This is a genomic window from Stenotrophomonas sp. FSL W7-1447 (assembly GCF_037966425.1).
Lineage (GTDB): Bacteria > Pseudomonadota > Gammaproteobacteria > Xanthomonadales > Xanthomonadaceae > Stenotrophomonas > Stenotrophomonas pavanii.
The window spans coordinates 2,648,793-2,671,264 of record NZ_CP150199.1; the positions used below are offsets into that span (position 1 = coordinate 2,648,793).

Sequence of the window (22,472 nt, forward strand, 5' to 3'; positions counted from 1 at the left end):
CTGCTCTGGCAGGCCAGCGGGGCCGCATCATCGCAGCAGCCGACGGCTGCCATCGCGGCCGAGTGCGGTGCGGCGCAGTGATCCTGGTTGGCGGGACCGTTGTACGAAGATGCAGCGAGGGCCAGCCCCGGCGCATTCAGCGCCAGGGCCACAAGCAGCATCCATCGCAGCAGCAGGCCAGGCAGGTTCACCCGCCGATGATAGCCGATGCGCGCATCAACCGATCGCCGCCGCCATCGGCCGCATCCGCACCGGGATCGACTTGGCCGCTGGCGTGCCGCTGATCCGGTCGTAGTAGTCCAGCGGCAGCAATGGATTCAGTTCGGGGTAGTAGCCGGCCAGCGCGCCGCGCGGCATCGGATAGTCCAGCACGGTCAGGCCCTCGATGCGCCGCTGCACGCCATCGCTGCTGATCGTCTCCAGGCTGACCCGCGCTTCCTTCTCCAGCCCGCGCGCCAGCCGGTCCTCGATGTTCATGAACAACACCATGCGATCGTTGTACACACCGCGATAGCGATCGTTGTAGCTGTAGATGGTGGTGTTGTACTGGTCGTGCGAGCGCACCGTGGCCAACCGCAGCATCTCCGGGTCGTGCACCGGATCGTCCACGTCCAGCCCGGGCATCACCAGGATGTTGGCCTTGCCATTGGGCGTGGGCCACACCCGGCGGCGCGGCGGGATGTCCAGATGGAAGCCCTGCGGCTGCTGGATGCGCTCGTTGAAGCCGGTGTAGATCTCCGGATACACCGCGGCAATCAGCTCGCGGATGGGCGCGTAGTCGTGCATGCAGCCGGCCCAGTCAACCCTGCTGCCGGGCAGCGTGGCCAGTGCCATGCGGCAGACGATCTCGACCTCGGGCAAGACATCGGCACTGACCGGCTCCAGTACCCCGCGCGACGCGGTGACATTCGACATCGCGTCTTCGATGGTGACGAACTGCTCGCCGGCCGGCGTAACGATGCGCTCCGAACGCGCCACCACCGGCAGGATCAGCGCGTCGCGGCCATGGACCAGGTGCCCGCGGTTGAGCTTGGTGGCAATGCCCACGGTGAGCTCCAGGCCGCGCATCGCCTCATACGCACGCGGCGTATCGGGCACGGCATGAATGAAGTTGCCTCCCAGGCCGATGAACACTTTGGCGCTGCCGTCCAGCATCGCCTCGATGGATTCGACCACATGGTGGCCATGCTCGCGCGGCGGGTCGAAGCCGAACACCTGCTGCACGCGGTCCAGATAGGCCGGCTTCGGCTTCTCGTCGATGCCGACGGTGCGGTCGCCCTGCACATTGGAATGGCCACGGATCGGCCCGATGCCGGCGCCGGGCTTGCCGAAGTTGCCGCGCAGCATCAGCAGGTTGGCCACCTGCTGCAGCAGGCGCGAGCCGTACTGGTGCTGGGTCAGGCCCATGCCGTAGCAGATCACGGTGGCGTTGGAGCGGATGTAGATCTCCGCGCAACGGTGGATCTGCGCCTGCGATATACCGGACACCTGCACGATCTGGTCCCAGTCCTGCGCCAGCACGTCTTCGCGCAGCGCCTCCAGGCCCACCGTGTGTTCGGCCAGGAACGCGTGGTCGAGCACGCGCTCGCCCTGCGCCTCGCGCTCGAACATCACCTTCATCATGCCCTTGATCAGGGCCAGGTCGCCGCCGATGCGGATGTGCACGAACTCGCTGGTGATCGCGGTCGAACCGAACGTGGCCATCTGCACCACGTCCTGCGGTTCGGCGAAGCGGATCAGCGCACGCTCGGGCATCGGGTTGACCGCTACGATCGGGATGCCGCGTTTGCGCGCTTCGATCAGGTTGCTCATCATCCGCGGTGAATTGGTGCCGGTATTCTGGCCGATCACGAAGATCGCCTCGGCGTGCTCGAAGTCCTGCAGCACGATGGTGCCCTTGCCCACCCCGATGGCCGGCGGCAGGCCACGGCTGGTCGGCTCGTGGCACATGTTCGAGCAGTCCGGGAAATTATTGGTGCCGAACTCGCGCACGAAGATCGAATACAGGAACGCCGCTTCGTTGGACGTGCGCCCGGAGGTGTAGAACTCGGCCTGGTGCGGGCTGTCCAGCGCCTGCAGGTGGCGGCCGATCAATGCGAACGCATCGTCCCAGCTGCACGGCACGTAGTGGTCGGTGGCTGCGTCGTAGCGCATCGGCTCGGTCAACCGGCCCTGCATCTCCAGCCAGTAGTCGGTCTGTGCCATCAGCTCGGTGACGGTGTACCGGGCGAACAGTTCGCGGCCGGCGCGGAACTGGGTGGCTTCCCAGGCCAGCGCCTTGGCGCCGTTCTCGCAGAACTCCAGCTTCTTGCGCTCGTCGGCATCGGGGAACGCGCAGCTCGGGCACTTGAAGCCGCCGGGCTGGTTCATCGCCAGCAGCGCCTTCGAGCCCTTGCCGATCACGCTCTGCTGCAGCAGCACCTTGGCCGTGGCACCGGCGGCACCCCAGCCTCCGGCCGGCTGGTCGTAGGGCTTGTAACGCGGCGGCTTCTGCTCGGACATGATCGGGGACCTGACGGGAGGAACGCAGCAACGAACGGCACAACGCGGTCCGGCGGTGCATCCAGTGGCACGACCAGCTGCACAGTCAAGCACGCCCGGTCACGCTTCGCCAGAGGGTGCCGGCGGATTCGGTACACCCTGGCATGGCAACAGTTACAGCCGCGTCTGCGCGCAGCCACTGCGCTATCCTCGGAACCGCAGGCGGTGGCCCGCCTCGCGTTTCTCCCTCGTCCGGACGCGCTGCATGCCTGATTCGATCCCACCGCACATCCCGCCCGCCGGCACCGCCCAACGCCCCTTGCAGCGCTGGCGCGGCGGCACGCAACAGCAGCAGGTCGACGTCGTGGCCGAGGAAGTGCCGGTGGCGCTGCGCTACAACGATGCCGCCTTTGCCGTGATGATGGCCACACCGTGCGACCTGGAGGACTTTGCGCTCGGTTTTTCGCTCAGTGAAGGCCTGATCCATACGCCCTCGCAGCTGCTGTCGATCGATATCCGTCCCCAGCTGGAAGGCATCGAGCTGCAGATGACCGTGGCCGAGGATGCACCCGGCGCAGGCCTCGCCCCCGACAAGGGGCGCCTGCTGCCCGGCCGAGGCGGCTGTGGCCTGTGTGGCACGCGCCACCTGGAGGAGGTGCTGCGCCCCCTGCCGCAGATCCGCGAGCGCCGCAGCTATGCCGCCGCCGCCCTGCAGCGGGCGTTGGCCACCCTGGCGCAGCACCAGCCGATGAATGCGGCAAGCGGCTCGATCCACGCCGCGGCCTGGGCCGATGCCAGTGGGCGGATCGGCTGGGTACGCGAGGACGTCGGCCGCCACAATGCACTGGACAAGCTGATCGGCGCCCTGCACCACAACGAACACGCCATCGACGGCGGCCTGCTGGTGATTTCCAGCCGGGCCAGCTACGAAATGGTCAGCAAGGCGGTGCGCGCCGGCGCCAGCGTGCTGGCTGCGGTATCGGCACCCACCGCGCTGGCGATCGACCTGGCCCGCAGCGCCGGGCTGTGCCTGATCGGGTTCGCGCGGGAGAGCGGATTCAATGTGTACACCCATCCCGATCGGCTGCGGGCGGACGGGCTCCGGGACACCTGAGTGCGACCGGGCGCATGCCGCCCGGCCGCATACCGCTCAGCGCAGCGCCACCTTCGGGAAGTCCACCGGCACGTCGAACGCCACATTGACGTAATTGGTGAACAGGTTGAGCGCCACATGCGCGAGGATCTCGACGATCTGCTCATCGTCGAAGCCGGCCACCCGCAGCGCCTGAACATCGCCGTCGGCAATCTGCGCACGCTGCTCGACCACCTTCAGCGCGAATCCCAGTGCAGCGGCGGTCGCCGGGTCGCTGGACTGTCCGGTCTGCGCGGCGGCCATCTGCTCACTGCTGGCGCCAGCCTTGCGGCCCAGTGCGGTGTGCGCGGCCAGGCAGTACGCGCAGGCATTGCGGTTGGCGACGGCCACGGCAATCTGCTCGCCCAGCAGCGGCGACAGGCGACCACCGCCCAGCGCGCCGAACGAACCCCACATGCTGTGCAGGGCGGCCGGCGAATTGGCCACGGCGCGGAACATGGCCGGGGTGGCGCCGAAGGCGGCGTGGACCTGGCCCAGCAGGGCCTGGCGGTCGGCGGTGGTGGTGGCGGCATCGATCAGGGGGACACGGGACATGGTGGATCTCCTTGGAAACGCGCCCGGAATTGGACGACCCGCTCATCCTAGGTAGACTCGCTGGACGCATCCTGCGCTATTCGCCACTCCTGTTGTCCATTCGTCCATGACTGCGCCCACTGACGTCGCCACGCCCGATCGCCTTTCCACCCTGCTGGAACGCTTCCGCGTGCAGGCCGCGCTGTTCCACAGCGGCCCACTGTGCGGGCGCCATGTGTTCGAGCCGCAGCCCGGTCGTGCGTTCCTGCACATCCTGCGCCAGGGCGTAATGGAGGTTCGCCATCGCGAGGGCGATACGACGCTGCCTCGGCTGAAGATCGACGCGCCCAGCCTGCTGCTGTATCCGCAGCCGCTGCATCATGTGTTCTTCAATGCACCGCTGGATGGCCCGGATTTCACCTGCGCCACGCTGGACTTCGACGGCGGCGCGCGCAATCCGATCGTGCAGTCGCTGCCACCGGTGATGGTGGTGCCACTGGCGGCGATCGGCGAACTGGACGACACCCTGCGCCTGCTGTTCGCCGAGGCCGATCGCCGGCGCTGCGGCTCCCGGCTGCTGACCAACCGCCTGTTCGAGGTGGCGCTGATCCAGGTCCTGCGCTGGGTGGTCGATCATCCGGAGGCGGCGGGCGTCACCCACGGACTGATGCGCGGGCTGTCCGATGCACGGCTGGCACGCACGCTGGTGGCGATGCACCAGGCGCCGCAGGAGGAGTGGACGCTACCGCGCATGGCGTCGACCGCCGGCCTGTCGCGCAGCGCGTTCGCGGCGGTATTCAAGGAGGTGATGCAGGCGACGCCGGCCAGCTACCTGCTGGACTGGCGGCTCAGCCTGGCCTGTACGCAGCTGCGCGCAGGTGTGGCGGTCAAGCAGGTGGCGATCGACGTGGGGTTTGCCGATACCGCGTCGCTGTCGAAGGCGTTCCGCAAGCGGTTGGGGGCCTCGCCGCGGGCGTGGTTGACCGCGAGCGCCGCGCAGGCCGGGTAAATGGATGAGGGGTAGAGTCGACCGCTGGTCGACTATCGCGCGACGCGCGGGATTTTCGTTGTCTGGCCGAAGGGCAGTCGACTAACAGTCGACTCTACCGAAGCGGGGTTTTCGTGGCCTGACCGAAGGGCATCCGACCAGCGGTCGGCTCTACCAAGGGCGATCGAAGCGGCATTTTCCTGGCCTGACCGAAGGGCAGTCGACCAACAGTCGACTCTACCGAAGCGGGGTTTTCGTGGCCTGACCGAAGGGCAGCCGACCAGCGGTCGGCTCTACCACGGGTGATCGAAGCGGCAATTTCCTGGCCTGACCGGAGGGCAGCCGACCCGCGGCCGGCTCTACCACGGGCGATGTCTGCGCGCCGGCTGGCCGCTCAACTGGGCGACCCGTCAGGCTTCGCCAGCAGCCCGGCGATGCGCTCGGCGACTTGCGCGCGTACGCCTTCATCCAGCTGGCCTTCGTACATCGCCTCGTAGATCCACAGGCCATCGGCAGCCAGCCGCGCCACGAAATTGTCGAGCGTTGTCGCGTCGTCGCTGCTGGCTTCGGGTGCGGACGGCGCCCAGCGTCGCACTACCGGCCCCCACGGGCGCTCCCCGGCATCGGGGTCGCCCGATTCCAGCATGAACATCAGTTCGGCACGGGTGGCGCTCTGCGCCGACACGCGCACGAAGGTCTGGTAGCGCTCCAGCGCCGTTGCCTCATCTGCACGCTTGCCCAGCAACGCTTCCATCGATGCTTCCCAGGCCTGCACCAGGTGTTCGTCGATGCCGCGGAGCAGCGCCTCGCGCGACGGAAAGTGGTACAGCAGGCCGCCGCGGGTCAATTTGGCCTCGGTCGCCACCGACTCGAAGGTCACCGCTCGCACGCCGTCACGATTGATCACGTTGACGGCGGCGTCGAGGATGCGCTCCCGCTTGCTGGTTCTCATGGCGTCATTTTACGCGATCGGCGGCGCCCTCGCGGCTGCCGGCCCGGCCACGCAGCAGGCCCGCGATGATCGTCGCACCCAGCGCCAGCGCCGCGGTGATCACCAGCAGCACGATCTGGTAGCCACGGTCATACGCGGCTGTGGCCAGCGCGAACCACTCGCCCTGCCCGCCTTCGCGCGCCGCGTGCAACGCCTGGGTGAAGCCTTCACGCGCCAGCGCCGGCATGTCAGCCGAGACCGGCAGGAACACGCCGTACATCGCCGCGCTCAGGCTGCCCAGCATCGCCACCGCCAGCAGGCCACCGAACTCGTAGGACACCTCTTCCACCGACGAGGCCATGCCCGCCCGGTGCGCAGGCACATTGTTGAGGATGGCCGTGGACGCCACCGAGATGGCCGCGCCCATGCCGAAGCCGGTGATCGCCATGCCGGCGATCACCCAACCGAGGCCGTGCGGGAAGCCGAACGCCACCACGCCGACGCCCAGCGCGCCCGCAGCCAGTCCGCCGCAGATCAATGGGCGCAGGCCGACCCGATGCAGGATGCTGCCGCCCAGCAGCGCGCTGGGCAGGCTGCCCAGCGCTGCCACCGACACCAGCAGGCCCGCCTGCAGCGGCGTGAAGCCCGCCACCAGCTGGAAGCGCTGGGTGGTGACCAGCTGCAGGCCGGCCATCGCAAACAGGGTGAACACTGCCGACAGCGTGCCGGCCAGGAACGCCGGATTGCGGAAGATCGCGACGTCCAGCAGCGGGTACCGCAGCTGCTGCTGGCGGCGCGCGAACGCCGCACCAGTGATGACGGCCAGCAGCAGCGCGCCTGCACCCAGCGCATACGACGGCGGCGTAGCAATCAGCGACTTGATTGCCAGGACCAGGCCGGACAGTGCAGCCAATGCCAGAACTGAAGACACCAGGTCCCATGGCCGCGAGCTGTCGCGCTGTCCTTCCGGCGCCAGCAGCAGCGTGGCCACCAGCGCCATCACCACCACCGGCACGTTGATCAGGAACACCGAGCCCCACCAGAAGTGCTGCAGCAGCCAGCCGCCAATGATCGGGCCGAGCGCCGCACCGGCGATGGCCACCGAACCCCAGATGGCGATGGCGATGTTGCGTTCGCGCGCTTCGTGGAAGCTCAGGCCGATCAGCGCCAACGTGGCCGGCATCATCGCGGCCGCGCCGACCGCCAGCAACGCGCGTGCGGCAATCAGCTGCGCTGCGGTGTCGGCGAACGCTGCTGCCAGCGAGGCGACGCCGAACACCACCAGGCCGATCAGGAACATGCGGCGGTGACCGATGCGGTCGCCCAGCGTGCCCGCGCCCAGCAGCAGGCCGGCCATCACCAGCGGATAGGCGTTGATGATCCACAGCGCCTGGCCGGCACTGGCCGAGAGTTCCTCGGTCAGGGTGGGCAGTGCGGTGTAGAGCACGGAGTTGTCGAGGGTGACCAGCAGCAGGCCGGCGGCGACGGTGAACAGCAGTGCCCAGCGGCGGGCACGCGACAGGGCCGGAGCATCGGCCAAGGGCTGGGACAAAGCCATGGGAGAACCTGGTGGGGGTTGAGTACGGCCATAACTATACCGGACATCCTGTACAGTTATGATCTTCAAAGCCCACCGATTCAGCTTTTGTAGAGGCGGGCTTGCCCGACTGCGCCGCCAGCCAGGCATGGCCTGGCTCTACTGAAGCGGGCCAGGGGTGGCCTGGCTCTACTGATGAACGTTTACCGGCAGTCCTCCGGCAGCGCGGCAATGGCCGACACCACCGCGCTCTGCATGCCCTGCCCCACGGCGGCGTCCAGTTCGCCGCCGATGCCCCCATGCTGGCGCCGCAGCTCGTCCTCGCACAGGCCGCGCACCCGCGCACGGGCATTCGCGCGCAGGCTGCTGCACCGCCAGTCGGTGCCCCCCAGCGGCAGCACCGAATACACCACGCTGTTGCAGGCATTGCCGGCGCGCTGCTGCAATGGCAGTCCACCGAAATCCCGCGGCTCGCTGCTGCGCTGCGGGTCGAAGTAGCTGTCCGGGAACGTGCGCGCGTACTGTTCGATGTCCACCGCCATGCTGCGCCCACCGGCCAGCGGCATCTGCAGCGGCTGGCCGCACTGGGTCGCGTCGGCGCGGTGCTGGATGTACTGGTAGATCGGCCGGTCCAGCGATGGCTCCTGCTGGGTCACCGCGCTCACCGACGCCAGCACCGGCAGCGATGCACGATTGGCCATGCGCGCCAGCAGCCCCGCCTGCGCGGGCTGGCAGCGGTCGCGCACGGTTGCAGCGAGCAGGAACAGCACGTCGTTGCGGAACGCGTGATCGTCGCGCAGGCGGTGTTCGATGCGCTGGCTGGCGTCGGTGGCCGGTGCCGGAAACGCGACCGCCGGCGGCGCGGTGGGTGCGCGCTGCCGCTGCCACCGCACCAGCAGCACCACCGCGACCAGCAGCACCCCGGCAGCCATGAGCCATCGCCGGCGCATCAGTTGCGGATCGCCGTCAGCGTGGCCGCCGCAGCATCGTAGGACGCGCTGGCGATGTCCGCGTCGAAACGCTTCACCTTCAGGCGGCCAGCGAGCCGGTACGGATCCCACAGATCACCCAGCGCGATCGGCGTGGCCAGGGTCACGTGGATGATCTGGTTCGGCGGCGGTGGCGGCACGTGGATGCAAGCCCCATAGAACGGCACGAACAGCAGTTCATCGACCAGCCCGGCATCGTTGGTGCCGAGCGGTACTACGTAGCCATCCAGATCCACCGCGCGACCGTCGACAGCATCGACCACGCGCGAAGAGCCGAACTGCCTGGCGCGATCCGGGCTGGAATGGTCGATCTCCTGCCCCGGCGGCGTGCCGGAGCCGGTGTCGTCGATCAGCCCGCCCACGCCATCCATGCCACCGCGCGACAGGCCGATCTGCGGCGGCGGGCGCTGATAGGTGACCTCGTCGGGCCGCAACGCATCCCAACGGTCGATGGGGGTTTCGGCCGTGGAGGGCGCGGGTTTGTCCAGCGGCGTGACCACCACGGCATCGGCGCCCGGTGACGTGCAGCCTGCCAACCAGACGCATCCAAGCAGCAACACAGCGCTACGGTTCATAGGGCCTCAGCTGGGCATCGCGCATGGTGTAAGCAGAACCGGCCAGATCATCATCCAGCCGTTCGGCACGCAGGGTGCCGGCCAGGAAGAATGGCGAGTACATGTCCGGCATCTCGATCGGCTGCGGCAGCACCACGTGCACGATCTGGTTCGGCGGCGGCGGTGGCACGTGGATGCAGGCGCCGTAATACGGCACGAACAGGAATTCGGTCAGCCGCCCGTCCTGCGCGTTGGCCAGCGGTACCACGTAGCCCGGCAGGCGTACCGGTCGCTGCAGCACAGCAGCCACGGTACGGAACGTCCCGAACTGCGGCATGCGCCGGTTGCCGCTGTGCTCGACCTCCGGGCCCTCGCCCCGCTCCAGCGCGGCCAGTTCGTCCTTGGGCATCATCTGCAACCAGTCCAGCTCCTGCTCTGCCGCGTCCGCAGCGTCAGCGCGGTCGACAACCGGCGAAGGTGGCAAGGCCTGCACACCGGAATCCACCGGCCGCTCGCAGGCGGCCAGCGCCAGCACCATCGGCAATGGCCGCATCCAGCGCATGCTCAGCCTCCCGGTGACAGGCCATCGGCCAGCGTGCGCCGGTAGGCCAGCAATGCCGGCACCAGCCCGGCGACCGCACTGATCGCCAGCACGCCTGCCACCCAGGCCAGCTCGCGGCCGTCCGGCCAGACATGGGTGATCGACAGGCCAAAGTTGGCCAATACCCAGCCGCGCCCTGCAAGGCTGGCGACCACCAGCAGTGACAGGGCCAGCACACAGGCCAGCGCACTGGTCGCCACCGCTTCCACCACCAGCAGGCCGGCGATGTAGCCCGGCCGCGCCCCGGTGGCACGCAGGATCGCCATCTCGCGCCGCCGCTCCTGCAGGGTCGAGACCAGCAGCGCCACCAGCGAGACCATGCCCAGCAGCACCACCATCGCGCTGATCAGCTGCAGTGCACGCTCGGCGGTGCCCAGCGATTGCCACAGCTGCTGCAGGGTCACGCCGGGCAGGATCGCCAGCATCGCCTCGTCCGGATACTCGTTGATCCTGCGCTGGACCGAGAATGTGGCGATGCGCGAATTCAGGCCGAGCATGAAGGCGGTGATGCTGGTCGGGGTCAGGTCCAGGTGGCGCGCCTGCTCGGCGCTGACGCGCTGGCTGCGCAGCTGCACGCCCGATCGCCAGTCGACATGGATCGCCTCAATGGCTGGCAGCGAGACCAGCAGCGACGAATCGACCGGCGTGCCGGTGCGCTGCAGGATGCCGGCAACACGGAACGGCTTGTCGGCATGCGTGGCCAGGGTGACCGCACCGGTGCCGTGCGCCAGCACGATCGCATCGCCCAGGCCGACCTTCTGTGCCTGCGCCACCTCGGCACCGATCACCACGTCATACAGATCATCGAACCGCCTTCCGTTTGCGAACGCCAGCGCATGCCCTGCGCCGTAGCGATAGTGCTCGAAGTAGCCACCGCTGGTACCGACCACGCGGTAACCGCGCCACGAATCGCCCAGCGACAACGGCACTGACCACTTCACCTGCGGCAGCACGGACAGCTCCTGGTAGGACTGCCAGGACACGTTGTTGGTCGGGTCGCCGATATGGAACACCGAGTACAGCAGCAGGTTCACCGGCCCCGAACGCGCACCGACAATCAGATCGGTGCCCGACACCGTGCTGGCGAAACCTTCGTGCGCCTGCGTGCGTACGCGTTCGACACCCAGCAACAGGACCATGCTGAGGGTGATGACCAGCACGGTCAGGCCCACGCTCAACGCACGGCTGCGCAGGCTGGCCCAGGCAAGCTCAAGCATGGCCGGCACCCGCCTGGTTGATCTCCGACAAGGCAATCGTGCGGTCGAACAACGGCTGCAGGCTGTCGTCATGGCTGACCACCAGCACCGTGGTGCCGGCCGCCTGGCACTGCGCAGACATCAGCTGCAGGAAGGCGGTCGCCGCCTCCCGGTCGAGCGCCGAGGTCGGCTCATCGGCCAGCAGCAATGCCGGGCGACCGATCAGCGCGCGTGCCGCTGCCACGCGTTGCTGCTGGCCGACACTCAGCGTACCCGCGCGCCGCTGCATCAGCGCCGGGTCCATCTGCAGGGCCTGCAGCAGTCGCGCGATCTCGGCATTCAACGGCCCGCTGATGCGCGCGCTGCGCAGGCGGGAGAAACGCAGGCCCAGCGCAATGTTGTCGCGCACGCTGAGGAACGGCAGCAGGTTGAACTGCTGGAAGATCACGCCCAGGTGGTCAGCGCGGAATCGATCCCGCGCCGCGCCGCGCATGGCCTGCAGTGCGTGGCCTGCCACCTCGACACGGCCTTCTCCAGGCAGCAGCACACCGGCCAGCAGGCCCAGCAGGGTGCTTTTGCCGCCACCGCTGATTCCCCGCAGCAACACGCTGCTGCCCTGCTCGATCCACAGCCGCGGTACATCCAGCACCCGCCGCGCGCCGTAGCCGAACTGCACGCCCTCCAGCGCGATCACCGGTCGCATGCTCACGGTGCCAGCACCACGCGCAGGTTGTCCGGGGTCAGCACGCTGCGGCTCTGGCCGTGGGCAGTGGCGCTGTTGACGATCACTTCATGCAGGCCCGGGAACAGCACGGGCAGGCGCACCACGATGGCGCGCAACTCGGCGGGCTTTGCACAGTGGTACTGCAGCGTTGCGTTGAACCCCGCGTGCCGGTGCTGTCCTGGCGGCGGCGCGACGGCGGTCGCGTCGAAGCCCTCGGCCCTGGCATCGTTGGCGGCAAGGCGACAGCCTGCGGCGGTCGGCAGGGTCACCCAGCCGCCACGCTGCAGCAGCGCGGTCGCTCGCGCCAGCGCGGCCTGCTCTGCCGCATTGGCCGGCGGGCGCTCGAAATCAAGGATGCCGATGCCGGGGGCCTGCAGGCTGACGTCCAGGGATTGCTGGTCAAGCGCAAGATCGACCGTGGCCTGGCCGTGCACGTGCGCCCCCAGCTGGCGGACGTCATGGGCCTGCGCGGCGCTGGCGGCCAGCAGCAGGGAAAGAACAGCAAGACGCTTCATGGGGAAGGCTCCAATTGTTACTATGTAACATTATGGACCACATCCCCACGACGCCCGCAAGGGCCTTGGCCCAGTCGCCAACTTCGGCACGCTGGCACCCCCGCTTCGATCTTGCCGGCGCCTGGCTGTCGCTGGCCTGCGCCGCCCACTGCATCGCCCTGCCGCTGCTGCTGGCCTTCGTGCCGGCCGCAATGATGGCGCTGCGCTCGTTCCAGCACCCCGGCCACGGGGCGATGACGTTGCTGCTGGTGATGTCGCGCTGGGAATGGCTGTTCGCGCTGCTGGCCTCGTCGCTGGCCCTGGCCAGTACGACCGCCGGGGTGCGCCGGCATGGACGCTGGCAGCCCCTGTGGTGGGCGTGCATCGGCGCCCTCCTGCTGCTGTCGGCCACGCTGTCCCTGCCGCTGAGGGAATCGCTGCTCTGGCACGGCGTAGCGACGGCCATGGGCGGTGCGCTGCTGGCATGCGCGCACATCGCGAACCGGCGCACGCTGCACAAGCGATAACGCCGGCCAGCGGCCGCACCCAACAGCCGATACGCAGTCGGTAGTGCCGGCCGCCGCTGGTACAGCTTCGAGGTCCCGCCAGCCTTACCAGCGGCCTCTACCCTCCGTGCATGGGCTACCCAACAGGTGATACGCAGTCGGTAGTGCCTGCCGCTGGTACAGCTGCGAGGTTCCGCCAGCTTACCAGCGGCCGACTCTACCCCTCCGTGCATGGGCCGCCCAACAGCTGATACGCGTGGGTAGTGCCGGCCGCTGGTAACAACCCCGGGGTCCCGCCAGTACCAGCGGCCGGCTCTACCAATCCATGCATGGGCCACGCAACAGGTGTTACACAGCGGCCGGCTCTACCGTCCCTTATTCGTCGAACGGGCGCTGCCCCAGCGTCTGCGTCACGTGGTCGACGAAACAGGTGATGCGTGCGGCCAGCGCGGTGTTGCGGTAGTACACCGCATTGATCGGCTGCCGCACGTCCTGCGTCTGTTTGCCGAGCAGCTGCACCAGTAGGCCCTCGCGCCGGTCCTGGCGGGTCAGGAAGTCCGAGAGGCAGGCAATGCCAAGCCCGGCCACCGCCATCTGCCGCAGCGTCTCGCCACTGGATGAAGCGATCGCCGGCTCGATCACGAAAGGCCCGCCATCGGCATCGTGCAGCGGCCACTCGTTCAATGAACTGGGCTGGGTAAAACCCAGCAGATCGTGCTTGCGCAGCTGCTCCACGCGTGTCGGCGTGCCATGCCGTCGCAGGTACTCGGGACTGGCGACGACGCGGATGCGGCTGTGGCCGATCGGCCGCGCATGCAGGGTGGAATCGCGCAGCACGCCGATGCGGAACGCCACGTCGGTGCGCTTTTCGATCAGGTCGGTGATGCCCTCGTTGGAGTTCAGCTCCAGCTCCACCTGCTGGTAGCGCTCGCGGAAGCCCTCCAGCAGCGGCACGATCACGTGCAGCATGAACGGCGTGGCCGCGTCCACGCGCAGGCGCCCGACCGGCTGCAGCCGCCGCGCCGCCATCTGTTCCTCGGCCTCGTCCACCGTGGCCAGGATCGTGCGCGCGTACTCCAGGAACGCCGCGCCCTCTTCAGTCAGTTCCAGCCGCCGCGTGGTCCGCCGCAGCAGGGTGGTCTGCAGCTTGTCTTCCAGCCGCGCCAGGGTGCGGCTGGTGGCCGAGATGGTCAGCTCCAGCGCCTCGGCCGCCGCCGTGATCGAGCCGCCATCGACCACCGCCACGAAGACCTTCAGCTCATCCAGGGTGGTTTTCATTATTTACCTCGCTGCAAAAGCATTTCCCGTATACACGGCTTAATCAACAAATGTAAAGCGCCCACACTTCGCCCTGTCACGAGCCCGCCGGCTCTCAACCAAGTCCCTGGAGTCCATCATGAGCGTTCCTTCCTTTGGCGTCGGCACTTTCCGCCTGACCGGCCAGACCGTCATCGACTCGGTGCGCAACGCCCTCGACGTCGGCTACCGTGCCATCGACACGGCGCAGATCTACGGCAACGAAGCCGAGGTCGGCCAGGCCATCGCCGAATCCGGCGTTCCGCGCGACCCGCTGTTCCTGACCACCAAGATCTGGGTCGACAACTACGCCGCCGACAAGCTGATCCCGAGCCTGCGCGACAGCCTGGCCAAGCTGCGCACCGACTACGTCGACCTGCTGCTGATCCACTGGCCGGCGCCGGGCAATGGCGTTGAACTGCGCGAGTACATGACCGCGCTGGCCGAAGCCAAGCGCCTGGGCCTGACCCGCCAGATCGGTGTGTCCAACTTCAACATTGCGCTGACCCGGCAGGCCATCGAGGTGGTCGGCGCCGGCGAGATCGCCACCAACCAGATCGAACTGAGCCCCTACCTGCAGAACCCTGCTCTGACCGCCTTCCTCCAGGACCAGGGCATCACCATCACTTCCTACATGACCCTGGCCTACGGCAAGGTGCTGAAGGATCCGGTGCTGGCCGCCATCGCCGACAAGCACCAGGCCACCGTGGCCCAGGTCGCGCTGGCGTGGGCGCTGCAACTGGGTTACTCGGTCATCCCGTCCTCGACCAAGCGCGAGAACCTGGCCAGCAACCTGCTCGCCCAGGACCTGCGCCTGGATGCCGACGACATGGCCGCGATCGCCGCGCTTGAGCGCAACGGCCGCGAAGTCGATCCGCCGGGCCTGGCCCCGGCCTGGGACTGAGGAGCCTCGCCATGGGCAGTGCGTTGGCGCGGCTGCAGGCCGGTGGTTTCAGCATCGGCATCGAAGCACCGCTGGACAATGACTGGACGCCACTGGGCGAGCAGGCACGACGCGCCGCGCGACGCCGGCCCGGCGAACCGGACCTGCAGCGCCATGCGGAACTGGCACGGTTGGCCGACCGCCTCGGCTTCCGTGCGCTGTGGGTACGCGACGTGCCGGTGTACGACCCGGCCTTCGGCGATGCGGCACAGGTGTTCGAGGTATTCAGTTACCTCGGCTACCTGGCCGGCATCACCAATGACATCCTGCTGGGCACCGGTGCGGTGGTGCTGCCGATCCGTGAGCCGTTGCTGACCCTGAAGTCGGCGCGCAGCGTGCAACGGCTGAGTGGTGACCGCCTGCTGCTGGGCGTGGCCAGTGGCGACCGCCCGGTGGAGTACCCGCTGTTTGGCCGCGACTTCGACACGCGTGGCAGCCGCTTCCGCGAGCAGATCGCACTGCTGCGCGAAGGCGCCGCCGCGAACCTGCCGCAGGGCCTGGATGTGTTGCCCGCGGATGGCCCGGCCCTGCCGTTGTTCGTGGCCGGCCTGGCCCAGCAGCAACCGGCGTGGATCGGTCAGCACATGGACGGTTGCCTGGCCTACCCGGGCACGCCGCAGGACCATGCGCAACGCGTGGCGGCCTGGCGCGCCGTGGCCGGCAACAAGCCCTATGCCAGCTTCATCCACCTGGACCTGCTCGCCGATGCTGATGCTCCGCTCCAGCGCTGGCGCTTTGGGCTGCGCGGCGGCCGCAACGCCCTGCTGTCCGAACTGAATGCCCTGCAGGCCGCCGGTGTCGACCACATCGGCCTGCAGTTCCGCCGCAACGAACGGCCGTTGGCCGAGACCTTCCACGAAATCGCCGAGTACGTGCTGCCGCACTTCCCGGCCCATGCCGGCGCCGCCGCGGCGGCCTGACCGTTACCGGAGCTTTGCCATGAAGATGAAGACCCTGGCCGCGCTTGCGCTGGCCACCCTGCCGCTGTCTTTCCAGGCCACCGCCGAGGACTGGTATCCCTCTGCCTATGGTGCCAACGATGAGATCGGCGCGGCCAACCTGCTGACCGCGGACGTGGTCAAGCGCGCGGTCTCGCTGGTCAGGACCGGCAAGACCTATCCGCTGGCGGTGCCGGTGGACAAGAACCTGCCCGCGTTCCGCCACCGCAGCTTCCGCCTGTACAACGTGCAGGTCGGCCAGCAGGCCGGCAGGTCGCTGGGCCCCAACAGGTTCACCTTCAACGATGAACTGGTGAATGCCTGGACCGGCGTCGGCACCCAGCTCAATGGCATCGGCCATATCGGCATCGACAACGTCTACTACAACGGCAACAAGGCCGCCGACTTCGTCACCGTCGACGGCGTGCGCAAGCTCGGCGTCGAGAAGGTGCCGCCGATGGTCACCCGCGGCGTCGTGCTGGACATGACCGCGTACTACGGCAAGGCAATCGTGCCCGGCGGCACCGAGTTCACCGTGGCCGACATCCAGGCCGTGCTGAAGAAGCAGGGACTGAGCCTGCGCAAGGGCGACGTGGTGCTGTTCAACACCGGCTGGCTGGAACTGATCGGAAAGGACGACAAACAGTTCCTGGAAGTGGAACCGGGTATCGGCATGGAGGCCGCGAAGTGGCTGGCCGACCAGGGCATCGTCGCCTTCGGTGGCGACACCTGGGCCTCGGAGGTCTACCCGAACCCGCACGGTGCCGAGGAGTTCCCGATCAACCAGTACATGCTGGCCAAGCGCGGCATCTACAACCTGGAGCTGATCGACAGCCGTGCGCTGGTGCGAGACAAGGCCTGGGAATTCCTGTTCGTGCTCGGCCAGCCGCTGTACGTCGGCTCGACCCAGGTCAACATCAACCCGGTGGCGATCCGATGAGCGCCGCCTCCGCCCTGCCGTTGTTCGCCGGCCGTCGCTTCCGCGTCCGCTATGACGGCCTGGCCGCCGACAACGTCTACAGCGCCGATGGCCGCCACGTGCAGTACGCCATCGTCTCCGGCGCCTATGCCGGTGCGCAGGGCGAAGCCGCCTGCGAGTGGCAGCAGATCAGCGAAGGGGTCTATGCCATTTCGTGGCAGGAAGCCGATGGCGCAACGGTCGTGCATGTCGATGACTTCGTCGGCGGTCGTTCGCTGGCCTGGTTCACCGCCACCGATGGCAGTTTCCATCGCATGCAAGGGCCGCTGCACGCGCTGTGATGCCGGCCAGCGGCCGGCACTACCTTGTTGGTGAGCCGAACATTACAGATCGGTAATGTAAGGGTCAGGGCAGCGAAAGGCGCTGCCCTCCACCCTGTGGGCCACGTCTTCCACAGGTGTCCCACGCATGGCCCGCTCCCTGCTCCGCTCCACCGTCCTTGTTGTCCTGCTGACCGGCCTCGCGGTTGCGCCGCTGGCGCTGGCCCATCCCAGCCTGGTGCGCTCGACGCCGGCCGCCGACGCGACCGTGGCCCCGGCCAGCCAGATCGAGCTGCAGTTCAGCGAGAAGGTGATGCCGCGTGCCACCCGCATCGAACTGAGCATGGACCATGGCCGCATGAAGATGGCCACGCCCACGACCACGCAGGAGCTCTCAGAAGACGGCCATACCCTCCGTGCGCGCTTCGCCAGGCCCTTGCCGGCCGGCAGCTACGCACTGCAATGGCGCGCGGTCGGCCAGGACAGCCACCCGATCACCGGCACGTACCGTTTCACCGTGAAGTAAGGCTGCCGACGTGGCCGAGCTCTCGCCGTATGCGCTGCGGCTGGCGCTGTACCTGGTGCTGATGCTGCTGTTCGGGCGGCTGCTGTTCGTCCGTCCGGGGCTGCCGCGCGGCGTCTCGCTGGCGCTCGCCCTGATCGCGTTGGCCGTGGTGGTCACCGATGCCATCACCCGCTTGTCCGGTGTCCTCGGCATCGCGCCGGCCGACATCGACCCTGCAACGGCGCACTGGTTCCTCACCGGTACGCCGGTAGGCAGAGCCGGCCTGCTGCGTACCGTGGCGGTGCTGACGATGCTGCCCCTGCTGGCATTCGCCACGCCGCTGCAGGGCCCGCGCCGCGTGGCGCTGCTCGCGTTGTCCGGAATGGCCCTCGCCAGCCTGTCCTGGAACGGCCACGCCGCTGCGGGCGATGGGTTCGGTGGCACGCTGCGGCTGCTGGCCGGCACCGTGCACCTGCTGGCCGCCGGTGCCTGGGTCGGCGCGATCACCGCCATTCTGCAACGGGCGCTGCGTCCACAAGGCCTGCACCTGCGCGAACGCACCCATGCGCTGTGGCAGGCCGCCCACAGCTTCGCGCTGCCCGGCACGGTCATCGTCGCCACTCTGGCGATGACCGGCACCTATACCTATGTCGATCTCGGTGGTTCCGTGCAGACCCTGACCGGTACCGCACATGGGCGCTGGCTGCTGTTCAAGCTGGCCCTGGTGGGCGGCATGCTGGGGTTGGCGGCGCTGCACCGCTGGCGGCTGGTGCCGGCCTTGGCCACCTCCCTCCGCGACGGCTGGCAACCGCGGCCACTGCGCTCCCTGCGCCACAGCCTGGCCTGCGAGTCGGCCTTGGCGCTGCTGGTGCTGGCGTGCGTGGCGGTGCTGGGTACGCTGGACCCGCTGGCGTGAGGTGGTGCACCCCGCCCACGTGCAAGCTGCGATGATGGGCGCATCATGAAACTGCTGATCGTCGAAGACGAACCCAAGACCGGCAACTACCTGCGCCAGGGCCTGATCGAGGCCGGCTACGTGGTCGATCTCGCCTGCAACGGCATCGACGGGCTGCACCTGGCCGGCAGTGGCGAGTACCAGCTGGTCATTCTCGATGTAATGCTGCCCGGCCTGGACGGATGGAACGTGCTGTCGCAGCTGCGCGCCGCCGGATGGCAGGTGCCGGTGCTGTTCCTGAGTGCGCGCAGCAGCATCGCCGACCGCGTGCAGGGCCTGGAACTGGGCGCCGACGACTACCTGGCCAAGCCGTTCGCCTTCGCCGAGCTGCTGGCGCGGGTTCGCACCCTGCTGCGTCGCGGCCAGGCACAGCCGCAGGCCGAGCGCATCGTCATCGCCGACCTGGTGGTGGACACCCTGCGCCGCCGGGTCGAACGCGGCGGCCAGCGCATCGCCCTCAGCCAGAAGGAATACACCCTGCTGGAGCTGCTGGCGCGTCGCCAGGGCGAAGTGCTGCCGCGCTCACTGATCGCCTCGCAGGTGTGGGACATGAACTTCGACAGCGACACCAATGTGATCGACGTGGCGATCCGCCGCCTGCGCGCGAAGATCGACGATGACTTCGACGCCAAGCTGATCGTCACCGTGCGCGGCATGGGCTATGTGCTGGAGGCGCCGGACTACGGTGCAGTACACAGCAGATGAACCTGCGTCGTTCCATCGCGGTACGGCTGACGCTGCTGTTCGCCACCGTCGCCACGCTGGTGCTGGCCGCATTGGGCGTGGCGATCTATGTCAGCGCCCGCCACGACCTGGTGGCCCAGGATTTCATCGAGCTGGAAAACAAGCTCGCGTTGATCCGCGACCTTGCTGACAATGGGCCTGCCGCCACACGCGGACCGCGGTTGGCAGAGGCGCTCGGCCATCATCCCGATATCGCGTTCCACATCGTCGACGGCCCCGGCACCGTGCTGTTCTCCACGGCACCGGCACTGCTGCGCGAGCATGCCCGCAGCCAGCCCATCGACAGCACGCCACGGCGGCACGACTGGATCCTCGCCGATGGCCGCTGCATGCATGCCCTGCACCTGCGCCAGGCCCTGGCCGACGGCAGCCAGCTGGTGACCCTGCTGGCCATCGATGACGACCGCCATGCCGATTTCCTGCAGCGCTTCCGCCATCTGCTGGCGATCGCCATCATCGGCGCCGCCGTGGCCAGCAGTCTGCTCGGCGGTTTTGTGGTGCGGCGTACGCTGCGGCCGCTGCGCACATTGGCCGATGAGGCCCGGCAGATCACCGCTGGTCGGCTGCAGCGCCGCCTGAGCGCGCACAGTGCACCGGCCGAACTGGAACAGCTTGCGCAGACCCTCAACGGCATGCTGGCACGCCTGCAGCAGGACTTCGCGCGGCTGACCGAGTTCTCCGGTGACCTGGCCCACGAGCTGCGCACGCCCATCACCAATATGCTCACCCAGGTGCAGGTGGTGCTGGCGCACCCGCGCAGCAACGAGGCCTACCGTGAGACGCTGGCGTCGTGTGCCGAGGAACTGCAGCAGCTGGCGCAGACCGTGGGCGACCTGCTGTACCTGGCACAGGCCGAGGCGCCCGGCGCGCTGCCGTCGCGCGAGCCGGTGGCGCTTCACGCGGTGGTGGATTCGCTGCTGGAGTTCTACGAGCCGCTGGCCGAGGACCGGCAGTTGATCCTGCGCCGCGAAGGTGTGGCGAGCGTGGAAGGCAACCGCTTGATGCTGCACCGTGCGATTGCCAACCTGCTGTCCAACGCCTTGAAGCACGCCGCTGCCGGCAGCGAGGTGCGGGTGCGGCTGGCCGAGGCCGATGGCGTGTGCAGGGCCAGCGTGCACAACGTCGGCACCCCGATTTCCGCCGAAGCGCTGCCGCGCCTGTTCGATCGTTTCTACCGCGGCGAGCGTGGCCGCCACGAAGGTGCGGGGCTGGGCCTGGCGATCACCCGCGCGATTGCACAGGCGCATGGCGGCAGCGTGCGTGTTGCCTCGGATGAGACCGGCACCGTATTCGAGCTGGTGTTGCCGAACGCTGCCGCCCGGTAGTGCCGCTGGGCCTACACCCGGTGCATCAAGCGCATTGCAGTTGTACCAGCGGCCTACACTACCCTACACAGCCAGTGTTGTAGGCCGCTGGTACAACCCTGCTCTGCTCGAACACCCCGGCCACCCAGTCGATGAAGACCCGCAAGCGCGGCGACGGCGTGCGGTTGCGCGGGTAGACCAGGCTCAACGGGCTTGGCGTCGGCGGCGCCTCCGGCAACAGCTCGACCAGCTGCCCGCGCGCGATGTACGGGTCCATCCGGTAGCGCGGCGCCTGGATGATGCCCAGGCCCGCCAGCGCGGCGCCGAGGAACGCATCCGCACCGGAGACACGCACCCGTGCAGGCAGCGGCACGTAGTGCACCTGCCCGGCCTGCTGGAACTCCAGGGGAATCAGCTGGCCGGTGGCGCTGGAGCGATAGCCGACCATTTCATGGCCGTCCCGCAGGGACGCGATGCTGCCGGGCACACCCTTGTCCTGCAGGTAACCTGGCGCGGCCACCGTGACCTCCCGCAGCATCGTCAACCGGCGCGCCGCCAGATCGCTGTCGGCCAGCGTCCCCACCCGCAGCGCCGCATCCACGCCTTCGCGCAGCAGGTCGACATAGCGGTCGCCTTCGCTGACCTCCAGTTCGATCTCCGGGTAGCGCTGCAGGAATTCCGGCAGATGCGGGAACAGCAGGTGCCGGCCCAACGTGCCATGCACTTCGATACGCAACGGGCCGCGTGGCGGCGCATCCCGGAACGCCGCCTCGGCATCGTCCATGTCGGCGATCAGGCGCAGGCATCGCCCGTAGAAGGCTTCGCCTTCCAGCGTCGGCACCACCAGCCGCGTGGTCCGGTGCAGCAGGCGCACGCCCAGCCGCTGTTCCAGCGCCTTGATCGCGTCGGTCACCGTGGCGCGCGGCAGCCCGAGGTCCTCGGAGGCGCGGGTGAAGCTGCGGCGCTCGACGATACGGACGAAGGCGCGCATGGCCGTGAAGCGGTCCATTGTTCGGCTATCCGGATGATGTTGGCGGATTATGCAGGATTATCCGAACGCGCAATGGCGCGAAGATGGTCCTGCGTCGCTCCGGCGCGTCCCCGTGGAAGCCACCATGACCTTCTCCCCCGCCCGCTCTGTCGCCCTGGTCACCGGCGGATCGCGTGGCATCGGTGCCGCCATCTCGCGTCGGCTCGCCGCCGATGGCCACGCGGTCGCGATCAACTATGCGGGTCGCCGCGACGACGCCGAGGCCTTGGCGGCAGAACTGAACGCCGCCGGCGCGCAGGCCGTCGCGCTGCAGGCCGATGTGTCCGATCCGCAGGCGGTGCGGCAGCTGTTCGATGCCATTGAAGCCCGCTTCGGCGGCATCGACGTGGTGGTCAACAGCGCGGGGGTGCTGCAGCTGGCCCCACTGGCCGACTGCGACGACGCCCTGTTCGATCGGGTGATCGGCATCAACCTCAAGGGCGCCTTCAACGTGCTGCGCGAAAGCGCGCGACGGGTGCGCGACGGTGGTCGGCTGATCACCCTGTCCACCAGCGTGGTTGGCATCAGGCTGGAGAACTACAGCGTGTATGCGGCCAGCAAGGCGGCGGTGGAGACGATGGGCGCGATCCTGAGCAAGGAGCTGCGCGGGCGCAACATCACCGTGAACGCAGTGGCGCCGGGCCCGACCGCCACCGATCTGTTCCTGGACGGCAAGTCGCCGGAGCTGATCGAGCGGCTGGCGAAGATGAACCCCCTGGAGCGGCTGGGTACGCCGGACGACATCGCCGGTGCGGTGGGGTTCCTGGCGGGTGCCGATGGCGGATGGATCAACGGCCAGGTGCTGCGCGCCAACGGCGGGATGGTGTAGATCGCGCGAGCGGCATCCACGC

General features: G+C 68.4%; 24 protein-coding genes. 12 read left to right on the forward strand and 12 right to left on the reverse strand.

Going from position 1 to position 22,472, the window contains the following annotated elements; all coding sequences use genetic code 11:
- Positions 1-216 precede the first annotated feature (216 nt).
- Positions 217-2,502: an FdhF/YdeP family oxidoreductase gene (locus tag NSQ78_RS12500; RefSeq protein ID WP_064238646.1), complete on the reverse strand. Its 2,286-nt coding sequence runs from the start codon at positions 2,500-2,502 to the stop codon at positions 217-219.
- A gap of 244 nt (positions 2,503-2,746) precedes the next feature.
- Between NSQ78_RS12500 and fdhD the strand changes: the two genes are divergently transcribed.
- Positions 2,747-3,595, forward strand: coding sequence for a formate dehydrogenase accessory sulfurtransferase FdhD (gene fdhD, locus NSQ78_RS12505; RefSeq protein ID WP_064238647.1), 849 nt, complete (start codon positions 2,747-2,749; stop codon positions 3,593-3,595).
- Positions 3,596-3,631: 36 nt separating this feature from the next.
- Here fdhD and NSQ78_RS12510 read toward each other — a convergent pair whose 3' ends face one another.
- A complete protein-coding gene (locus NSQ78_RS12510; protein WP_057493388.1) occupies positions 3,632-4,168 on the reverse strand; it encodes a peroxidase-related enzyme in 537 nt (178 codons plus the stop codon).
- 106 nt (positions 4,169-4,274) lie between these two features.
- Between NSQ78_RS12510 and NSQ78_RS12515 the strand changes: the two genes are divergently transcribed.
- Entirely contained in the window at positions 4,275-5,156 is an 882-nt protein-coding gene (locus NSQ78_RS12515; protein WP_064238648.1) for an AraC family transcriptional regulator, read from the forward strand.
- A gap of 373 nt (positions 5,157-5,529) precedes the next feature.
- Here the strand turns inward: NSQ78_RS12515 and NSQ78_RS12520 are convergent, their stop codons facing one another.
- The 8 genes from NSQ78_RS12520 to NSQ78_RS12555 all read right to left on the reverse strand — a co-directional run bounded on the left by NSQ78_RS12520 (position 5,530) and on the right by NSQ78_RS12555 (position 12,182).
- Positions 5,530-6,087, reverse strand: coding sequence for a TetR family transcriptional regulator (locus tag NSQ78_RS12520; protein WP_064238649.1), 558 nt, complete (start codon positions 6,085-6,087; stop codon positions 5,530-5,532).
- A gap of 4 nt (positions 6,088-6,091) precedes the next feature.
- Positions 6,092-7,624 carry an MFS transporter gene (locus NSQ78_RS12525; protein WP_064238650.1) on the reverse strand — a complete coding sequence of 511 codons (1,533 nt, stop codon included), beginning with the start codon at positions 7,622-7,624 and terminating at the stop codon, positions 6,092-6,094.
- Between the two features lie 182 nt (positions 7,625-7,806).
- Positions 7,807-8,553, reverse strand: coding sequence for a hypothetical protein (locus NSQ78_RS12530; protein WP_064238651.1), 747 nt, complete (start codon positions 8,551-8,553; stop codon positions 7,807-7,809).
- Positions 8,553-9,167 (reverse strand): DUF3299 domain-containing protein, encoded by a 615-nt coding sequence (locus NSQ78_RS12535; protein ID WP_064238652.1) that lies wholly within the window; start codon positions 9,165-9,167, stop codon positions 8,553-8,555. Before NSQ78_RS12535 ends, NSQ78_RS12530 begins: the two co-directional genes overlap by 1 nt.
- A complete protein-coding gene (locus tag NSQ78_RS12540; protein WP_057493382.1) occupies positions 9,157-9,708 on the reverse strand; it encodes a DUF3299 domain-containing protein in 552 nt (183 codons plus the stop codon). The genes NSQ78_RS12535 and NSQ78_RS12540 overlap by 11 nt, the downstream gene beginning before the upstream one ends.
- 2 nt (positions 9,709-9,710) lie before the next feature.
- Complete coding sequence (locus NSQ78_RS12545) at positions 9,711-10,964, reverse strand: ABC transporter permease (RefSeq protein WP_064238653.1); 1,254 nt, start codon at positions 10,962-10,964, stop codon at positions 9,711-9,713.
- Entirely contained in the window at positions 10,957-11,652 is a 696-nt protein-coding gene (locus tag NSQ78_RS12550) for an ATP-binding cassette domain-containing protein (protein ID WP_064238654.1), read from the reverse strand. The genes NSQ78_RS12545 and NSQ78_RS12550 overlap by 8 nt, the downstream gene beginning before the upstream one ends.
- Positions 11,649-12,182, reverse strand: a complete 534-nt coding sequence (locus tag NSQ78_RS12555) for a DUF2796 domain-containing protein (RefSeq protein WP_064238655.1) — start codon at positions 12,180-12,182, stop codon at positions 11,649-11,651. The genes NSQ78_RS12550 and NSQ78_RS12555 overlap by 4 nt, the downstream gene beginning before the upstream one ends.
- A 32-nt stretch (positions 12,183-12,214) precedes the next feature.
- On the opposite strand from NSQ78_RS12555, the gene NSQ78_RS12560 reads away from it, so the two are divergent.
- Positions 12,215-12,688 carry a MerC domain-containing protein gene (locus NSQ78_RS12560; protein WP_064238656.1) on the forward strand — a complete coding sequence of 158 codons (474 nt, stop codon included), beginning with the start codon at positions 12,215-12,217 and terminating at the stop codon, positions 12,686-12,688.
- Between the two features lie 354 nt (positions 12,689-13,042).
- On the opposite strand, the gene NSQ78_RS12565 is transcribed toward NSQ78_RS12560, so the two are convergent.
- Complete coding sequence (locus NSQ78_RS12565) at positions 13,043-13,945, reverse strand: LysR substrate-binding domain-containing protein (protein ID WP_339206284.1); 903 nt, start codon at positions 13,943-13,945, stop codon at positions 13,043-13,045.
- Positions 13,946-14,063: 118 nt separating this feature from the next.
- Between NSQ78_RS12565 and dkgB the strand changes: the two genes are divergently transcribed.
- From dkgB to NSQ78_RS12605, 8 genes are all read left to right on the forward strand, one after another.
- Entirely contained in the window at positions 14,064-14,867 is an 804-nt protein-coding gene (gene dkgB, locus NSQ78_RS12570) for a 2,5-didehydrogluconate reductase DkgB (RefSeq protein ID WP_339206287.1), read from the forward strand.
- Between the two features lie 11 nt (positions 14,868-14,878).
- On the forward strand, positions 14,879-15,826 hold the full coding sequence (locus tag NSQ78_RS12575; protein WP_064238659.1) for a TIGR03571 family LLM class oxidoreductase: 948 nt from the start codon (positions 14,879-14,881) through the stop codon (positions 15,824-15,826).
- 19 nt (positions 15,827-15,845) lie between these two features.
- The gene (locus tag NSQ78_RS12580) at positions 15,846-16,784 is read left to right on the forward strand and encodes a cyclase family protein (protein ID WP_143025127.1); all 939 of its coding nucleotides are present in this window, start codon (positions 15,846-15,848) and stop codon (positions 16,782-16,784) included.
- Complete coding sequence (locus tag NSQ78_RS12585) at positions 16,781-17,104, forward strand: hypothetical protein (RefSeq protein WP_057493375.1); 324 nt, start codon at positions 16,781-16,783, stop codon at positions 17,102-17,104. Before NSQ78_RS12580 ends, NSQ78_RS12585 begins: the two co-directional genes overlap by 4 nt.
- Before the next feature lie 127 nt (positions 17,105-17,231).
- Positions 17,232-17,609, forward strand: a complete 378-nt coding sequence (gene copC, locus NSQ78_RS12590; RefSeq protein WP_064238660.1) for a copper homeostasis periplasmic binding protein CopC — start codon at positions 17,232-17,234, stop codon at positions 17,607-17,609.
- Positions 17,610-17,619: 10 nt separating this feature from the next.
- A complete protein-coding gene (gene copD / locus NSQ78_RS12595; protein WP_064238661.1) occupies positions 17,620-18,504 on the forward strand; it encodes a copper homeostasis membrane protein CopD in 885 nt (294 codons plus the stop codon).
- 45 nt (positions 18,505-18,549) lie between these two features.
- Positions 18,550-19,248, forward strand: coding sequence for a heavy metal response regulator transcription factor (locus NSQ78_RS12600; protein ID WP_149901803.1), 699 nt, complete (start codon positions 18,550-18,552; stop codon positions 19,246-19,248).
- On the forward strand, positions 19,245-20,612 hold the full coding sequence (locus tag NSQ78_RS12605; RefSeq protein WP_064238663.1) for a heavy metal sensor histidine kinase: 1,368 nt from the start codon (positions 19,245-19,247) through the stop codon (positions 20,610-20,612). Before NSQ78_RS12600 ends, NSQ78_RS12605 begins: the two co-directional genes overlap by 4 nt.
- Before the next feature lie 58 nt (positions 20,613-20,670).
- On the opposite strand, the gene NSQ78_RS12610 is transcribed toward NSQ78_RS12605, so the two are convergent.
- The gene (locus NSQ78_RS12610) at positions 20,671-21,600 is read right to left on the reverse strand and encodes a LysR family transcriptional regulator (RefSeq protein ID WP_339206295.1); all 930 of its coding nucleotides are present in this window, start codon (positions 21,598-21,600) and stop codon (positions 20,671-20,673) included.
- 106 nt (positions 21,601-21,706) lie between these two features.
- On the opposite strand from NSQ78_RS12610, the gene NSQ78_RS12615 reads away from it, so the two are divergent.
- Positions 21,707-22,450 (forward strand): SDR family oxidoreductase, encoded by a 744-nt coding sequence (locus NSQ78_RS12615; protein ID WP_064239655.1) that lies wholly within the window; start codon positions 21,707-21,709, stop codon positions 22,448-22,450.
- Positions 22,451-22,472: the final 22 nt, after the last annotated feature.

Coding starts and splice junctions, on each gene's coding strand:
- NSQ78_RS12500 (WP_064238646.1), bottom strand. CDS start 2,502: ATGTCCGAGCAGAAGCCGCCGCGTTACAAGCCCTACGACCAGCCGGCC.
- fdhD (WP_064238647.1), top strand. CDS start 2,747: ATGCCTGATTCGATCCCACCGCACATCCCGCCCGCCGGCACCGCCCAA.
- NSQ78_RS12510 (WP_057493388.1), bottom strand. CDS start 4,168: ATGTCCCGTGTCCCCCTGATCGATGCCGCCACCACCACCGCCGACCGC.
- NSQ78_RS12515 (WP_064238648.1), top strand. CDS start 4,275: ATGACTGCGCCCACTGACGTCGCCACGCCCGATCGCCTTTCCACCCTG.
- NSQ78_RS12520 (WP_064238649.1), bottom strand. CDS start 6,087: ATGAGAACCAGCAAGCGGGAGCGCATCCTCGACGCCGCCGTCAACGTG.
- NSQ78_RS12525 (WP_064238650.1), bottom strand. CDS start 7,624: ATGGCTTTGTCCCAGCCCTTGGCCGATGCTCCGGCCCTGTCGCGTGCC.
- NSQ78_RS12530 (WP_064238651.1), bottom strand. CDS start 8,553: ATGCGCCGGCGATGGCTCATGGCTGCCGGGGTGCTGCTGGTCGCGGTG.
- NSQ78_RS12535 (WP_064238652.1), bottom strand. CDS start 9,167: ATGAACCGTAGCGCTGTGTTGCTGCTTGGATGCGTCTGGTTGGCAGGC.
- NSQ78_RS12540 (WP_057493382.1), bottom strand. CDS start 9,708: ATGCGCTGGATGCGGCCATTGCCGATGGTGCTGGCGCTGGCCGCCTGC.
- NSQ78_RS12545 (WP_064238653.1), bottom strand. CDS start 10,964: ATGCTTGAGCTTGCCTGGGCCAGCCTGCGCAGCCGTGCGTTGAGCGTG.
- NSQ78_RS12555 (WP_064238655.1), bottom strand. CDS start 12,182: ATGAAGCGTCTTGCTGTTCTTTCCCTGCTGCTGGCCGCCAGCGCCGCG.
- NSQ78_RS12560 (WP_064238656.1), top strand. CDS start 12,215: ATGGACCACATCCCCACGACGCCCGCAAGGGCCTTGGCCCAGTCGCCA.
- NSQ78_RS12565 (WP_339206284.1), bottom strand. CDS start 13,945: ATGAAAACCACCCTGGATGAGCTGAAGGTCTTCGTGGCGGTGGTCGAT.
- dkgB (WP_339206287.1), top strand. CDS start 14,064: ATGAGCGTTCCTTCCTTTGGCGTCGGCACTTTCCGCCTGACCGGCCAG.
- NSQ78_RS12575 (WP_064238659.1), top strand. CDS start 14,879: ATGGGCAGTGCGTTGGCGCGGCTGCAGGCCGGTGGTTTCAGCATCGGC.
- NSQ78_RS12580 (WP_143025127.1), top strand. CDS start 15,846: ATGAAGATGAAGACCCTGGCCGCGCTTGCGCTGGCCACCCTGCCGCTG.
- NSQ78_RS12585 (WP_057493375.1), top strand. CDS start 16,781: ATGAGCGCCGCCTCCGCCCTGCCGTTGTTCGCCGGCCGTCGCTTCCGC.
- copC (WP_064238660.1), top strand. CDS start 17,232: ATGGCCCGCTCCCTGCTCCGCTCCACCGTCCTTGTTGTCCTGCTGACC.
- NSQ78_RS12600 (WP_149901803.1), top strand. CDS start 18,550: ATGAAACTGCTGATCGTCGAAGACGAACCCAAGACCGGCAACTACCTG.
- NSQ78_RS12605 (WP_064238663.1), top strand. CDS start 19,245: ATGAACCTGCGTCGTTCCATCGCGGTACGGCTGACGCTGCTGTTCGCC.
- NSQ78_RS12610 (WP_339206295.1), bottom strand. CDS start 21,600: ATGGACCGCTTCACGGCCATGCGCGCCTTCGTCCGTATCGTCGAGCGC.
- NSQ78_RS12615 (WP_064239655.1), top strand. CDS start 21,707: ATGACCTTCTCCCCCGCCCGCTCTGTCGCCCTGGTCACCGGCGGATCG.